The following is a 13,950-nucleotide window of genomic DNA, read 5'->3' as shown; positions in this document are numbered from 1 at the left end:
CGTGAGCCAACGACCACCTCGAGACCTCACTGAGATCCTCTTCGTCGTCGCCGGAGTCCTGTTCTGCTGTACTGGCGTCCTGTACGCGGCCGGCGGCCTAGCGTCGCTGTTCGCGACCGGACGATGGCCCAAGTCGGCGTGGATCGACGCAGCCAAGGTCATGCTGCACCCACGCGATCCAGCGATCGCATTTGGCATGACCACCGCACAGTTCGGGCCCGTCGCCTACTGGACAGCACTCGCCGTCGTCGTCGCGATGCCGGTAGCCATCGGCCTGTTCGGCGCGAGGCTGTGGCAAACCCGCAGGTCGACGTCCGCGAGCAGACGCCGAGCCCTCGCCGGGCGACCTGGGCTGGCTACGGCGGCTGAGGTCGAGGCCGCGGTCGGGCGGAGACAAGTCGTACGACGAGGGCGCGCAGCCCGACCGCAAGCGCCGACAAGTTCGCCCGCCGAGGTCGGAACGCTCCTCGGCACCTCGCGGGGCCGCGAATGCTGGGCGTCTGTTGAGGACTCCCGCGTCGACGTCGGACCACCCCGCTCCGGGAAAGGCCTGCACCAGATCATCGGCACGATCATCGACGCACCAGGTGCTGTCGTCACCACGTCGACCCGACCGGACAATCTCGCCGCCACCTTGGAGCTCCGACGGAAGATCGGGCCAGTCGCCGTCTTCGATCCGCAAGGCCTGGGACGCGTCGAGGGGATCAGATGGTCTCCTGTCCGCGGCTGCGAGAACCCAACCACCGCGATGGTGCGTGCCAGCGGTCTCGCCGCTGGCGCCGGCTTCACGAAGGGTGGTGTGACTGACGGGGCCTTCTGGCATGGCCAGACCGAAATGGCGCTGCGAGGGCTGCTCCACGCCGCGGCCATCGATGATGCGGGCATCGCCCAGCTCTACCGCTGGGGCCTGGAGCCAGCGTCCGCCACCGAAGCCGTCACCATCCTCAACCGCTCGGATGACGCCGCCGAAGGCTGGGGCGACACCCTCGACGGCATCGTCCGCATGGACGGCCGCACCCGCGACGCAATATGGGCCGGCGTTCGCTCCGCACTGTCAGCGCTCGCCGATCCCGCCGTACGCCGTTCCTTCGACCCACCACGAGGCGAAGGCCTGGAACCTGCGGAGTTCATCCGTGAACGCGGGACCATTTACCTCCTCGGAACCGGAGCCGGCGCCAGCGCAACGTCAGCCTTCATCGCCGCCCTCCTCGAAGACATCACCGAGACCGCTCGCCAACTCGCCGCGCACAACCCTGGCGGTCGCCTCGAACCACCCTTGGCACTCGTACTCGATGAGATCGCCAACCTGTGCGCCGTACCGTCCCTGCCGGGGCTCATGGCCGACGGCGGTGGCTCAGGCATTTCCACGCACGTCGTCATCCAGTCTCTGGCTCAAGCCCGCGAATGCTGGGGCGAACAAGCCGCGGCCGCCATGTGGGACGCCGCCACCCTCCGCCTCATCCTCGGAGGCTCTGCCCAGCCCCGCGACCTCCAAGACCTCGCCGCAGTTTGTGGCGAACGTGACGAAGAGATCCGCAACTGGAGTCGCGGACCCGACGGCGGCCGCACCACGTCCACCAGTACCCGTCGAATCCCCATCCTCCCGCCCGACGTCATCCGCACCCTCCCCTTCGGCACCGGCATCCTGCTCGCCCGCACCGCGCCGCCCATCCTTCTGACCATGACCCCCTGGACCGGCCGCCCCGACGCCGACCAAATCCGCGACAGCATCGGCCGAGCCCTCCTCCGATGAATCCCGACGACGACCTCGCGAGAGCACTCGCCTTCACCCCACCCACGGACCCGTGCGTCATCTGCTGGCGCGACCTCGACCCCACCAGCACCACCGAAGAACTAGAACGCCTCGCCGACTGGGTCACCTGGGCCACCACCCGCTACAACCTCGACCACAAAGTCATCCCACCCTGCTGGTCCCACCACGGCGCCATCGTCGAAGAACTCTCCGCCCTCCGAACCTTCTGGGAGGCCTGCTACCAACCCGACGCCGCACCCTCAGACCCCCTCGCCTTCCACCGAGACCTAACCCTCGCCCTCCGCCGCCTCCGCGACTGGAGCTCGCTCCTGGGATGCAGTCGGATGAACCACCGCCCCGAAATCTAGGTTGACCGTCTCAGCCCGCCGCCGCGCCTGTGGTCTGCGAAGCCGCGAAGTACGTGCCTATTGTGCTTTGGTGGGAGGCCAAGGCGATGAGCTCTCGGACGGTGGTAGTGCGGGTTGGCTTCTCCACAGAGAACGGGAGTGGGCCGCAGCCGGACTCGGGTGGGCGCGCTTCCGCGATCGTGATCAGCTACCTGTTCGGGATCTCTCCGAGAACCGTATACACCTGGGCGCAGTACTCACAAGACAGCCGGGCATTCGATCTGGCTGTCGACACTCAACCGATGATCAGCTCCCAACTACCGGGTCGCGGTCAGCGGGTGATCGTCTTGAGCACGTTGCCGGTCCTGTCGTAGGCCGTGAGCTGGGCTCCCCATTCGGTGAAGTTGCCTTTGGCAAACCAGGCGACGGCGTACCATCCGTCCCGCACCATCACGTCATGGCCGGGCGTGCCGTTGGTCGGCTCTATCCGCATCCTTGTGACCTTAGGGGAAACGCGTCCCGCGCCCACGTAGGCGAATCCCCTGCACGGCACGCCGTACGTCGGACAGTCGAGGTGGCCGCCAATCCATGGTTCGATCTTCGCTGTGTCGTAGTTGGTAGCGGGATAGATTCCAGGCCCCGCTCCGAGCGGGGTCGCATTGTCGCCGGTCTTCGGGCCTAGTTGGCAGTTGAGCACCTTGCGGCCAGACGGTGACAACGCCATCAGTGCGGTTCCGACTCCCGGCGCCGTCTCCGACGCCACCACCCGCCAGTTGGTCAGGTCCGACCAGAACAGCACCGAACAGTTCCGCAACTGCGCGGCCGGCGAGCTGGGCATCGGATCGCGCCGCGCGGCCGCGACCAGTTGGTCCGACGGCTTGTCACCGCCGGGAATCGTGCACATCATCGGGCGGTCTCCGGGCTGCAGGACGTACGGCAGCGTTTCCCCCACCGCCCACTGGCCCTTGTGCTTCAGCGGGCGCTTGTTCTGTGGGTAGCGCAATGTGCACCGCCGGATGGTCTCGGCCATCGGCAGCGGTCCTGCCAGTCCGGCCTCCCCGCGAGGGACACCGGGGACCGAGGTGAAGGAGTCGCCTGCGGCTTTCGTGATGGTGACGGGCTTCGGCGTGACGGAGCCTGCGACGCGGGGGTCGTCGTTCGCGGTGCTAAGGTTCGGCATCAGGCTTGCTGCCAGTGCGACTGCAGCTACGCCGGCGGTCACGCCGCCGATCGAGCGGAGCCTGCGGCGGCGTTTTCGTCGGCGGCTTCGTTCGAGCAGGGCCGTCGCGTCGATCGGATCCAAGGGGTCGGTAGCGGCTAACCGGTGCAGCTGGGCGCCGAGATCCCGGACGTCGTCCATCTGGTTCTCCTTCATCTGGTCCGGCCGATCTGCTGGGCCCGGTCGATGGTGTCCCGGAGAGCTTCGAGACCGCGGGCCGCCTGGCTCTTCACCGTGCCGGCCGAGCAGCCGAGGATCTCGGCGGTCTGCTCGATCGACAGGTCCTCGTAGTACCGCAGTACGACGCAGGCGCGCTGGCGCGGTCCGAGCGAGCGCAGTGCCCTGAGAAGCTCGTCCCGGTCGGCGAGGCCTACGGCTGAGTCGTCCTGGTGGACCCGATCGGCCGGTAGGACATCGGTCGGTACTTCCCGGCGCCAGGGGCGCCGACCGCTGTCTAGGGCCGCGTTGACCACCATACGGCGGGCGTACGCGACCGGGTTCCCGCCGCGATCTACCTTCGACCAGGACAGGTACAGCTTGCACAGCGCGTCCTGCACCACGTCGTCCGCGCGATGCCAGTCCCCGCAGACCAGGAAGGCCGTCCGCCGCAGCGATGCACTCGCCACCTCGACGAACTCGACATAACCCTGGTCACGGTCCGCCATCGTGCCTCCCACTCTCTCTTGATCTCCGTCAATACGGAAACCGGAGACGCCGGGGTTGCATCCCTGCATCCTGCGGATGCATATGCCGCTTCAGGTCCCGAGTCACCGCAGACCTCGCCGTGGCGCAGAAGTGACTTACGCACTATCCGAAGCGATGGGGGATGGAAGCGGAGACGAAGCCGACCCGAGCAACAGTCCGAAGGCCCGCCTCGGATAAGAACAGCGGATCCAGCAAGGTCTCCAGCAGCGACAGTCGCAGCTCGTCCGGGCTGACAGTAGGGGCTGGGACGAGTGCGGGACGCGGGCTGCTCATCGGCGCCCCTGGAGTGCCGGGCGAGCCAATCGACCGCCGCTCTTAGCCGTTCTGGTGCTGGGTATGCGTAGACCTGCGTTGAGGCCAGGCTGGCCTGTCCCAGCAGTGCCTGCGCCTCGTCCAAGGTGCCGCCAGCAACCAGCACGTTGCTCGCGAACGCGTGAGTCGGCCGCTTGAGTCCCCGCTCGGCGCGACAGCGCGGCCAGCAGCTCGGTCACCGCTGCTGGCCCCATCCTTGCGCCGAGTGGCGCTGGAACAGGTTCACCAGCACGAAGTCGCTGCTGGCAGCCGGCACCTGTTGTCGTTCTCAGCAGTGCGCGTCGTCGGCGTGCACCACCAAGAAGTTTAGCGGCACGATCCGAGACCGTGGCGACTCGTGAGCGGGCCATTCGGCGCATCCTCGCGGCGAACGGCGTAGAGGTGCTCGCCGGGAAGGTCACAACCCATCGACCTCGAATCCGGCGCCATGTGCACGTGTCGGCGGCGGGGCGTCATCCGGCAAGACGGGTTCGCCCGAATGGCATGTCCGAGTCGAACCGCGGGTCGTTCGGCGCCCGGTTACACGAGGTCGTTGATGAGGCCGACTACTGCGGCAGCGATGCTCGCTGTGGTGCCTGCCAAGAGCACCGCAGCACCCCACGACGGAGTGGTCCGGCGAGGCGTTGCTGTGCTCCGGCCCTCGAGCCGGAGCCGTTCGAGCACAGCGGCGACCTCTAGGGCCGATGGTCGTCCATGTTGACCGTCAAATCGCCAGATCTCACGGCCGTAGCAGCCAAGGCCAACGCTGATCTCGTATCGCCGCACCTGAAGTCGCTCGATCGCTGACCAGGGGAAGGCGCGTTTGCGGAGGACGCCACGGATCTCGAAACCTACTGCCGTCACCGTGAGCTGATCGCAGGGACCTCGTAGCTCGGCGTACAGGGGCCACAAGTAGAAGAGTGTGCCCAGCGTCAGCCACCATGGCACGGCGGTGACCGCACAGTAGGCGAGCCCAAGTGGCCAGCTGATGAGTATCGAAACCCATGGCCACGATCTCGCGCCGCTGCCCTCAAAGCCTGGACTCCAGGGCAACGCGGGAATCGTGAGCGCCGGCGTGACGTCCTGGGCGTCCCACGGCCGCTCCCCATCGATCTGCCCCACGAGCCACCATCCTGAAGATTGTCGAGCCTCCAATCTACGACGCACCGGGTGGCTGAGCGGTTGCGCCGTAGCGTTTCGGCTCCCCCCCAGCGCTCGCTGAGCCGCTCCCGCCGGGTAATCGGCCGGGCAACATCAGCCGCAGTCATGCAGGTCGGGGAGGAACATGCGTCGCACGATGTTGCCATGACGGTAGAGGACTCCCATGGCATCGAAGACGACAAAGTGTTGCGGCACAGCAGGGATCCGTTCCATCGATTGACCTACCACGATCATCTCAGCAGTTCGACCTCGACGAGCGGTTGTTGGCCCACCAGGTGGGATGTTGCCGGTCCGACGCTACAGCTCCGGGCCACCGACGACCCGGCCGAGGCGCGGGAATGGCTCGCGGCGTCCAAGGCCAGCGGGATCGAGGGCCTGATCGCCAGAGCGCGTCGACCAGGTACGAACCAGGCCGCCGCGACTGGGCCAAGGTCCGTTCTGTAGGGGTGCGAGCGTTGTGCCGGGCCAGCGCGCTGCACGGCGTTCGCCCGTCGTGCGCGACGGGTGTCGCGGACTGTGGCGTGGTGACGGAGATGTCTGGGTCGGTCGATGTCGAGCTGGGACGGCCGTTGAGTCGGTGCCTCTTAAGGCGCGTTGCCCGGTGGGTCGAAGCGTGAATCGAAGCAGGACGGCCACCTGCACTGAGCTTGTCTGCTTTCGCACTTCCTGGAAAGCGAGGCAGGAATTGGCCGAGGTCATGGGTATCGTCGTGTCTGTGAGTGTCAGTGTGAGCGTGCGCGCCTATGAACCTGGCGATGCGGAGCCGACCTGGGAGTCGTACTTCCGGGCGATTCGCGACACAGCCTCGGAGCACTACTCGCCAGAGCAGGTTGCCGCGTGGGCGCCGGAGTCGGTCGATCTGGTGGAGTGGAACGAACGGCGGCTGGCCGCCCATACCTTCGTCGCGGTGATCGAGGAGCGGGTCGTCGGATTCAGCGACGTTACCGATGGTGGCCTGCTCGACATGCTCTTCGTGCACTCGGATGTCGGTGGCCGGGGTGTTGCAAAGGCCCTCGTCGAGTCGGTCGTCGCCAGGGCCCGCGAGTTGGGTCTGACCGAACTTCACACTCACGCGAGTCGAACGGCGCGGCCCGCGTTCGAGCGTTTCGGCTTCGAGGTGGAGCGGGTGAACGATCAGAATTGGATTCGCGGCGAAAATCTTCCCAACTACGACATGCGCTTGAGGTTCGATTGATCGCCTTCAGGAATGCCGCACAGATCGACCTCTGAGCTGTTGCCGTGAACTCTGGTCGGCTCTACTGTGTGTTGAGGTGGGCATGAGCTCGCGATTGGTCTCTCGTGCCGCGGCCAGTTCGCCGCCCGCGGTCGATCTGCCTGCTACTCGGCGCCGGGGTCATGGGTTCTAGCGTGCTGATCTCCAATGCTGACGGTGGAGTGCGGGGCTTGTTCCATCGGACTGCGGGCCACTCTCTGAAGCTGGATGAGTAGGCGGGTGTAGTGCTGGTGTTGGCGGGTTGCGGTCTGGGGACGCGCCGTGCCGAGGACCGTGTCTCCGCGAACCTTGTAGTGCTCTCTGTAGGCGGCGATCTCACGTACCAGCGTGCTCGGGACCGGGGAGCCAGCAGTGGTCTCGACGAGGGCCTCGTACCACATCGGGTGTTTGATGGCGGCCTGGCGGCCGAGCCAGTCGGCGCGGTCGGCGATTTGGCCTTCGAGTTCGCGGAGAGCGGGGAGCAGCGTCGGATCAGTGGTTCGGGCTGCCGGGATGACGAGACCGGCGATCGTCGTGGTGCGGCGGGCGATGCGGGTTACGAGGTGCTCGACTCGGCCGTGGAGTACTGCTGCGATGTCGTGGGCGGTGGCGAGGGGCGACTGCGTGACGGCGCGGTGGAGTACGTAGGTGATGTTGAGGCCGGCGTTTTCGGCGCGGCGGAGTTCGGCGATCAGTGGGCCGTAGGCGCGGGAGGCTTGAAGTGCTGCCTGGTCAGCTCGATCGAGGCCGGACGCGCTGATGGCGGGCTGATAGCGCCTCTTGGCGTCGAGTTGGCAGAGGTGTTCGTGGATGGGGATCAGCCGGTCTAGCCGGGTGGCGTTGTCGAGTTCTTGGCGCATGACTTCGTGGGCGGATTGCTCGACGCCGGGGTCGTTCAGGATGGCTTCGAGGACGTCTTGCATGGTCTGTTCGGGGTGGGGTTCGTGAAGATCGGAGCTCGTTTGGTGGGTGGCGATGTAGGCGTTGTTGGTGTCGCGGCCACGGGTCATACCGACGTACATCAGAGCTCGGGTGAGCTGTTCAGTGACGAGGAGGTGGGCGGTGTCGACAGTGGCGCCTTGGGCTCGATGGGCTGTGGTGGCGTAGGCGAGTTCGACGGATTCCTGCACGTAGGCGCTAGGTAACGTGACAGTGTCGCCGATGTGGTTCTGGACTGTGAGGGAGCCGTCGAGCCAGCGGTGGATGACTGTCCAGTGGTCGCCGTTCTTCACGAACTGACGGTGACCGTACGGGAGGCGGCGATTGTTGAGGCGGGTGACGATATGGTCGCCGAGCCCGACCTGGTTGCCGTTGTGGAGTTCGATGCCGTCGGGTTCGACTTCTCCGGTGGTGATGCGATCGAGGCGGGCACAGGCGTTGAGGCGGGCAACGGTGGCGTTGTCGGCGGCGATAAGCAAGCTGGTTTTGCCGTTGTTGGTGTCGGTGAGCCAGGCCTTGTAGGCGGCGTCTTCCATCTCCTCTGATGAGCCCGCGGCGAGCCGGCGGTGGTCGTCGTAGGCGTCGACGGCGGCGAGGTCTCCGGCGCGGAGGGCGAGGCTGGCGTCGCGTTCCCAGGGGTTGGTGAAGCGCCAGACGTCTGTGAGTTCGGCGGCTTGGGTGTCTTGGGCGATGAGGCGGAAGGCGCCGCCGGTGTCGGCCGCTCCGAGTTGGGCGTCGTCGCCGACGAGGAGAAGTTTGGCGCCGGCGGTGTTGGCGGCGCGGGCGAGGGTGGCGAGTTCCATGGTGCTGGCCATGGAGGCCTCGTCCACGATGACGAGCTGGTTGGTGCGGAAGTTCCACCTGTCGTGCTCAGCGTGCATTGCTGCCAGTTGAGCGGTAAGGCGTGCGTGGCGGCGCTTGCGACGGTCTCGGTGGGCAAGGTTGGCGGCGTACTCGGTCTTCTGGATTATGTCGCGCCGCTGTTCGGCGCCGAGACCGGCGGATTCGTAGATCCACTTCGCGATGTTCTCGGTGGGGATGCCGATGGCGTCGGACAGGATGGTCGCTGCGGCCGAGGACGGCGCCAGCGCGATGACAGAGCCTTCGCCGTACGCGATCTCCCAGCTGGAGGTCAGCGCGGACAGGAGGCTGGTCTCGCCTGTTCCGGCTGGCCCGACCAGTGCCTCGAGCTTCTGGCCGCTGGTCGCGATGCGGTGAAGGCCCCGGACCTTATCGGCGCTCAGTCCGGCGCTGAGCGGTGCCGGAATCCTCGGTCCTGCCGAGTCTCGGGCAACCTCGAGGAGGAGAGACTCTGCGCCGAGGATGACGGGTGAGGTGTAGATCTGGCCGTTGTGGATCGTGAAGACACTCTCGCCGTCTGTCCGCGCCACGGGCGCTGAGACGAGGTCGGGTGCCTTGAGGCTGATCGAGTGGCGTTCGGCGCACTGGACGACGGATTCGAGCACGGCGAACCGCTCACTGGATGAGACGATGCGCAGCATCCGCGTCTGGCGCGCGGCTTCGGCCAGTAGATTCCAGCGATTCCAGGTCGCGCGCTTGGTCTGGATCGTGAGGACGGTTGCGGCGCCGTACGCCTCGATGGTCTCGGGGCTGAGGTCCGCCGCGACCAGGCTCCGGTCGCCGGAGTGATCGAGTGAACGCTCAATGGCGGCAATCGACACGAGCCCGATGGCCCGCTCGGCGCGGCTTCGCCACTCCGACATCATCGCTGCAAGCGGCCGGGACAGGTGCTTAGGTGGGCGGTTCATCAGGGTGGCCTGCTGCCGGAGGACGTACATTTCGCGGCGGCTCGGTGGATGGAGATCGTCGCCCCGTTCGTCCAGAAGCGCGGTCAAATTGGCCTCGATCTGTTCGGTTCTTGCCGAGAACTCGCGGATCAGTTCGTCGGGAATCAGGTCGATCTCGAACGCCGGATTCCGCTGGGAACCGCGCTCGCGCAACTCCCAGTTCGCGCCGAGACGGCGGCTCAGGTTGTCTGCGAGGAGGACGTTATGGACCTCCGACATAGCGACGATCGCGCGATGAAGCGTCCGGCTGTCGAGCGTGCGCCACTCACCGTCCAGGCCCTGAACGCGGTTGGCGACCACGACATGGGTGTGGAGTTGGGGGTCGCCGCTGCGGGTGTCCCAGTGGTCGAACGCCGCGGCGATCAGGCCGCGCACGTTGAGCTGGACGACGCCTTGGTCACCGGTTCTGGTGAAGGAAGCGTGCTGTTCGATCAGCTCCAGGACGTCGTGGATCGCCTCGTGGTGCGCGGCGACGATCTGCTCTTGAGTGCCGACATCCGTGGTCGCCCAGAGGGCTGAAACCGACTTGACGGGGGAGAAGGTGAGGTCGAATCCGGCGACTGCCTGTTGCGTCTTCCGACGCATCACGCGCCTGCGGATCTGCTCGATCTCCACCTCCCGTTCGGACTCACTCAGGGCCGGGTCGAGCGCGCGAATCTGTTCGTCAACCAGTTCCGACGGGCTCTTGAAAGTGGGGTAGGGGCGACCTAGCGCATGGCCGGTCAGGGGGTCTTGAGCCCGCCCGAAAAGCGCCGCCATCTGCCCCTCGTCGACCTCGCTCCCCGGGACGAGTCGACCACCGCCGAGCCCACTCAGACCGCTGCCGATCCATCGCCCTGCCGGGTATCCGGACGCGGTGTAGTACGCCGTCAGCGACGTAGCCATACGGCGGTCGACGTCGCCAGACGCGATGTGGCGCAGCAGGTACTGATAGCCATCCCCAGCGGTCAACCGATGGATGCTCAGCATGGCTGCACATCGGTCAGAGGGCGCTGCGTGCGATACCTTGGATCTCCCATGGCCGCTCAACGAAGCAGCCCTGCAAGGCTAGATCGCACCCGCACAGCCGGGCTAGACCGGTAGCGAGTCCTATTCGTCTGTCGTCAATCGTCGGTGCTCAACGGTTGGCGTTGGTGGTGGTTGTTGTCAGGGCCGCTGTGGTGGTGTGGGTCGGCGGGTGTGGTCGCCGGTGGCGTAGGTCTTCCAGGTGTTGCCGGCGTGGGCGGCGATGCGTTCTGCGCTGTGGGGTGTGTAGTTGAGCATTGTTGCGACGACTGGGGCTGGTGCCTGGAGCAACAGTTCGCGGATGGCTCGGGTTCTGGCGTTGAGGTTGGGGATGCCGAGGTTGTGCAGGCGGAGCCGGATGCTGGTGGGGTGGATGGGTTGGCCGGCGCGGCGGCCGGGGAACAGCAGTTGGCGGCCGGGGTTGGTGGCGGTGGCGAGGTTGGGCCGGCTCGCGATGTAGGTGGTGATGTGGTTTGCGAAGGGTTCGGGGACCGGGACGGGCGGGTCGCCGAGCCGGATCAGGATCTGGTCGCCGTTGTAAACGATGTCGGCCAGGGTCAGGCCGACGATCCGTGGGAGTGGCTGGGCGTAGAGCAGGATGAGCATCGCGATGACTCGGTCGATCGGAGCGATGGCGGGGTCGGTGTGGATCCGTCTGATGAGGTCGATGCGTTGGTTGTTGCTGATGGGTGCGCGGTGGCCGGTGACCACTGGTGGCAGGGTGAGGCGGGGCATGGCGTGGTGGTCGATGGCCCAGCGCAGGAACGCCCGCAGGCTCAGCTTTGCGGTGTTGTTGGTGGTGGCGAACCAGCGGTCGAGGTCGGCTTGAGTGCAGTGCTGCAGGGTGGGTTGCGGGGTGTGTGCGCGGGCGGCGAGGTCGGTGAGGAAGGCGGCGGCGGTGCGGAGTTGGGTGCGGGCGCTCTGGTTGCGGTAGTGGCCGATCGGCCCGGTTTGGGCGGTGGTTCGCAGGTGCCGCAGGAGGTGCCAGGTGGCGAAGCGGTGGAGGAGGTTGCGGTGCTCGGGGTGGTCGATGGTGTCGAGCCAGCGGGGGAGCGATTGCTCGAACAAGAACAGGTAGCGGTCGATGGGTGGCAGGGTTCCGCAGGCGATGAGCAGGTCGCGGATATAGACGACCGATCGCCAGGGGGTGAGGGTGCTGAGGCCGTCGTGGGTGAGCGGGACGCGGCCGGTGGCGAGGGCTTGGAGGATGGCTGGGACGTGGGGTCGGGACAGCCAGAGGATGCCGGAGCGTGGTCTGTTCATGGTGCGGATCGAGTTGAACAGTGGCTGGAGTTCGGGGCGGATCGTGCCGGTGCTGTCGTTGAGGGCTGCGGTGAGTCGGTCGGTGAGGACGCAGCGGCCGCAGATGCCGGCGTAGTGGCGCCATGCCTCCTGGCCGCAGCGGGTGCAGATGTAGTCACCGAGTCCGCCGGCGCAGTCGGTGCACAAGCCTTGGCCGGTGGGGCTGATGCCGGGCAGCATCCGGTCGACGCCGCAACTGGCGCAGGCGCCGTAGGTCTCACAGGCTTTGACGAAACAGCCTGAGCAGATCGGGCCTTCTGGCCAGTGTTTGGTGGCCACGACCGTTCGGCCCGTGGGCGGTGCTTCGCCTGGTTGGGGCGGGGTGGCGCCGCGAAGGGGCCGGTGGCAGCGTGCGCACCGTGTCTGGTCCGGTGTCTGGTTCGGTGTCTGGGTCCGCTGTTTTGGCGGGTTGAGGTTCATGTCTGGTCGGTGATGCGGGCGCGTCGCGGTCGCAGATCGGTGGCTGTCTTGCCTGGTGGGCGTTCGCCGGTGGCGGTTTTGCGGACGCCGAGATTGACGGCGTCGGTGGTGATGAGCTCGCTGGGGTTGGTGGCGAAGATGTCGCACAACGCTGCGAGAACGGCCATGGAGAGGCGTTCGGGGGTGCCGGTGACGAGGCGGTGGACCTGGGAGGCGGACAGGTTGATGCCGCGTTCGTGGAGCAGCGGGACGAGTTCGGTGGTGGCGAACATCTGGTGTTCGGCCATCACCTCCCGCAGCCGCCACTGGTAGCTGACAAGCCGCTTCTGGCCGCTCATCGCGTGCCTCCCGTGGGGTTCGATTCGGTTGGTTTCAGGGCGTCGGCGACTAGGGCGTCGAGGGCGCGGCGCAGGATGCGGGTGCGGTAGTCAGACGACACGCAGGTGTAGATCGAGGTGGTCGAGGCGTGGTTGTGGCCGACCTGTTCCTGCACGAACCGGGGGTCCCAGCCGTCCTCGATCAGGTGCGTGACGTAGGAGCGCCGCAGCGAGTGGAACTCCAGCGCGGGGTCCATTCCGAGCGTGTCGCGGTAGCCGGCCAGGCGCTTGTTCAGTTGCTGTGGCCCGACCCGCAGACCGCGTTCGGACGGCCAGGCGGCCGGGTTGTTGGGCAGCCCGAAGCATGGCCGGATCTCGGTGAACCACTGCTCGAGGACCTCGCTGGTCCAGGCCCAGACCGTGAGCACGGAGCGGCGTTTGGGTGGTGAGCCGCGTTGTGCTTTGCCGTGCCGGATGTAGCAGACGCCGTACTCTCCGAACTCCGGGCCGTCGGGGTTGCGGCCGAAATCGGCGGCGTCCAGCATCGCCGTTTCGGTGCGGCGGGTGCCGTAGCCGTAGGCGATCTTGAAGATCGTCGCGTCCCGAAACGCCGGCAGCCAGCCCTTCCGGCCGAGGGCGCGTTTGCGGGCGACCTCGTCGTCGGCGTGGTCGAACAGCGCCTGCAACTCGTCGCGAGTGAACGCCCGTCGCGTCGGTTCGGCCTCGGAATCAGCCACGTGCGCGGCCGCGTTTACCTCGTGGATCACCTGGATCGGGTGCGTCCCGAACCGTCGCTCGCACTCGGCAACCCAGCCGTAAGCGGGGTCGGTCAGGTAGCTGCAGAAGCCGCGGATCGCGACCTGGTAGCTGCGCACCGTCGAACGTGCGACATGGCGCACCGCGCGCAGATCACCGAAGCATTCATCGACAAGATGCGCCGACCAGCGCCACGGAAACGCCTCCGCATGACCGGCGAACGCACGCAACTGATGCTCGCGGGCCTGCACCGTCGAGTAGGCCAGGTTCCTCGCCAGTTGCTGGTTCGCGAACCCCTCCAGCATCGCCTCGAACACCTGATCCTCAGGGCGAAACAGCGACACCCCATCGACCAGAACCAAGCCCGCAGCGCCCGGGATGTCACCGCGATCGTCCACCGAAACCACTCTCCACATGCCCGCATCGGATGCGGGATCATCGCATCAGATGCGAGCCGCTGTGAAGACCCCAACCCAGCAAAGGATCGCGGTTCCCGATCAGTACGAAGTCCGATAGCGTCACACCCGCACCGCGGAAAATCGACTCTCCGCTGACCAGCGGGAACGTCGGAAACCCGCCTCATCTCACACCGTCGCCAGATCGCATCTAATCGTTTCGGCGACAGAAGCTCCTCAAGTGCCAGAAGTGTAACGGCTTGCGACTTCGTCGCTGCGGCGGCGGGATGAGAATTGTGGGTGCCGTTCGGCGACGTCG

Annotated in this window: 9 protein-coding genes; 3 read left to right on the top strand and 6 right to left on the bottom strand. The window is 66.6% G+C overall.

Annotated elements, in window-relative coordinates; translation table 11 throughout:
• The first annotated feature begins 1 nt into the window (after position 1).
• Both ABD255_RS19210 and ABD255_RS19205 read left to right on the top strand, forming a co-directional pair.
• Positions 2-1,753 carry a type IV secretory system conjugative DNA transfer family protein gene (locus ABD255_RS19210; RefSeq protein WP_344215754.1) on the top strand — a complete coding sequence of 584 codons (1,752 nt, stop codon included), beginning with the start codon at positions 2-4 and terminating at the stop codon, positions 1,751-1,753.
• Positions 1,750-2,121: a hypothetical protein gene (locus ABD255_RS19205; RefSeq protein WP_344215753.1), complete on the top strand. Its 372-nt coding sequence runs from the start codon at positions 1,750-1,752 to the stop codon at positions 2,119-2,121. Before ABD255_RS19210 ends, ABD255_RS19205 begins: the two co-directional genes overlap by 4 nt.
• A 310-nt stretch (positions 2,122-2,431) precedes the next feature.
• Here ABD255_RS19205 and ABD255_RS19200 read toward each other — a convergent pair whose 3' ends face one another.
• Both ABD255_RS19200 and ABD255_RS19195 read right to left on the bottom strand, forming a co-directional pair.
• Complete coding sequence (locus ABD255_RS19200; RefSeq protein ID WP_344215751.1) at positions 2,432-3,460, bottom strand: hypothetical protein; 1,029 nt, start codon at positions 3,458-3,460, stop codon at positions 2,432-2,434.
• Between the two features lie 11 nt (positions 3,461-3,471).
• Entirely contained in the window at positions 3,472-3,984 is a 513-nt protein-coding gene (locus ABD255_RS19195) for a SigE family RNA polymerase sigma factor (RefSeq protein ID WP_344215749.1), read from the bottom strand.
• A 2,189-nt stretch (positions 3,985-6,173) separates the two neighbouring features.
• On the opposite strand from ABD255_RS19195, the gene ABD255_RS19190 reads away from it, so the two are divergent.
• Positions 6,174-6,671 (top strand): GNAT family N-acetyltransferase, encoded by a 498-nt coding sequence (locus ABD255_RS19190; protein WP_344215747.1) that lies wholly within the window; start codon positions 6,174-6,176, stop codon positions 6,669-6,671.
• Between the two features lie 143 nt (positions 6,672-6,814).
• Here ABD255_RS19190 and mobF read toward each other — a convergent pair whose 3' ends face one another.
• The 4 genes from mobF to ABD255_RS19170 form a co-directional block, all read right to left on the bottom strand.
• A complete protein-coding gene (mobF, locus tag ABD255_RS19185) occupies positions 6,815-10,405 on the bottom strand; it encodes a MobF family relaxase (RefSeq protein WP_344215746.1) in 3,591 nt (1,196 codons plus the stop codon).
• A gap of 177 nt (positions 10,406-10,582) precedes the next feature.
• The gene (locus ABD255_RS19180; RefSeq protein ID WP_344215744.1) at positions 10,583-12,022 is read right to left on the bottom strand and encodes a hypothetical protein; all 1,440 of its coding nucleotides are present in this window, start codon (positions 12,020-12,022) and stop codon (positions 10,583-10,585) included.
• Positions 12,023-12,159: 137 nt separating this feature from the next.
• Complete coding sequence (locus ABD255_RS19175) at positions 12,160-12,501, bottom strand: helix-turn-helix domain-containing protein (RefSeq protein ID WP_344215742.1); 342 nt, start codon at positions 12,499-12,501, stop codon at positions 12,160-12,162.
• Positions 12,498-13,634 (bottom strand): tyrosine-type recombinase/integrase, encoded by a 1,137-nt coding sequence (locus ABD255_RS19170; protein ID WP_344215741.1) that lies wholly within the window; start codon positions 13,632-13,634, stop codon positions 12,498-12,500. Before ABD255_RS19170 ends, ABD255_RS19175 begins: the two co-directional genes overlap by 4 nt.
• Positions 13,635-13,950: the final 316 nt, after the last annotated feature.

The sequence above is a fragment of the Kribbella sancticallisti genome (assembly GCF_039530625.1).
GTDB lineage: Bacteria > Actinomycetota > Actinomycetes > Propionibacteriales > Kribbellaceae > Kribbella > Kribbella sancticallisti.
The sequence above is the reverse complement of the archived record's forward strand: the minus strand, read 5'-3'. Positions and strand labels throughout refer to the sequence as shown.

Coding starts and splice junctions, on each gene's coding strand:
- ABD255_RS19205 (WP_344215753.1), top strand. CDS start 1,750: ATGAATCCCGACGACGACCTCGCGAGAGCACTCGCCTTCACCCCACCC.
- ABD255_RS19175 (WP_344215742.1), bottom strand. CDS start 12,501: ATGAGCGGCCAGAAGCGGCTTGTCAGCTACCAGTGGCGGCTGCGGGAG.
- ABD255_RS19195 (WP_344215749.1), bottom strand. CDS start 3,984: ATGGCGGACCGTGACCAGGGTTATGTCGAGTTCGTCGAGGTGGCGAGT.
- mobF (WP_344215746.1), bottom strand. CDS start 10,405: ATGCTGAGCATCCATCGGTTGACCGCTGGGGATGGCTATCAGTACCTG.
- ABD255_RS19190 (WP_344215747.1), top strand. CDS start 6,174: ATGGGTATCGTCGTGTCTGTGAGTGTCAGTGTGAGCGTGCGCGCCTAT.
- ABD255_RS19200 (WP_344215751.1), bottom strand. CDS start 3,460: ATGGACGACGTCCGGGATCTCGGCGCCCAGCTGCACCGGTTAGCCGCT.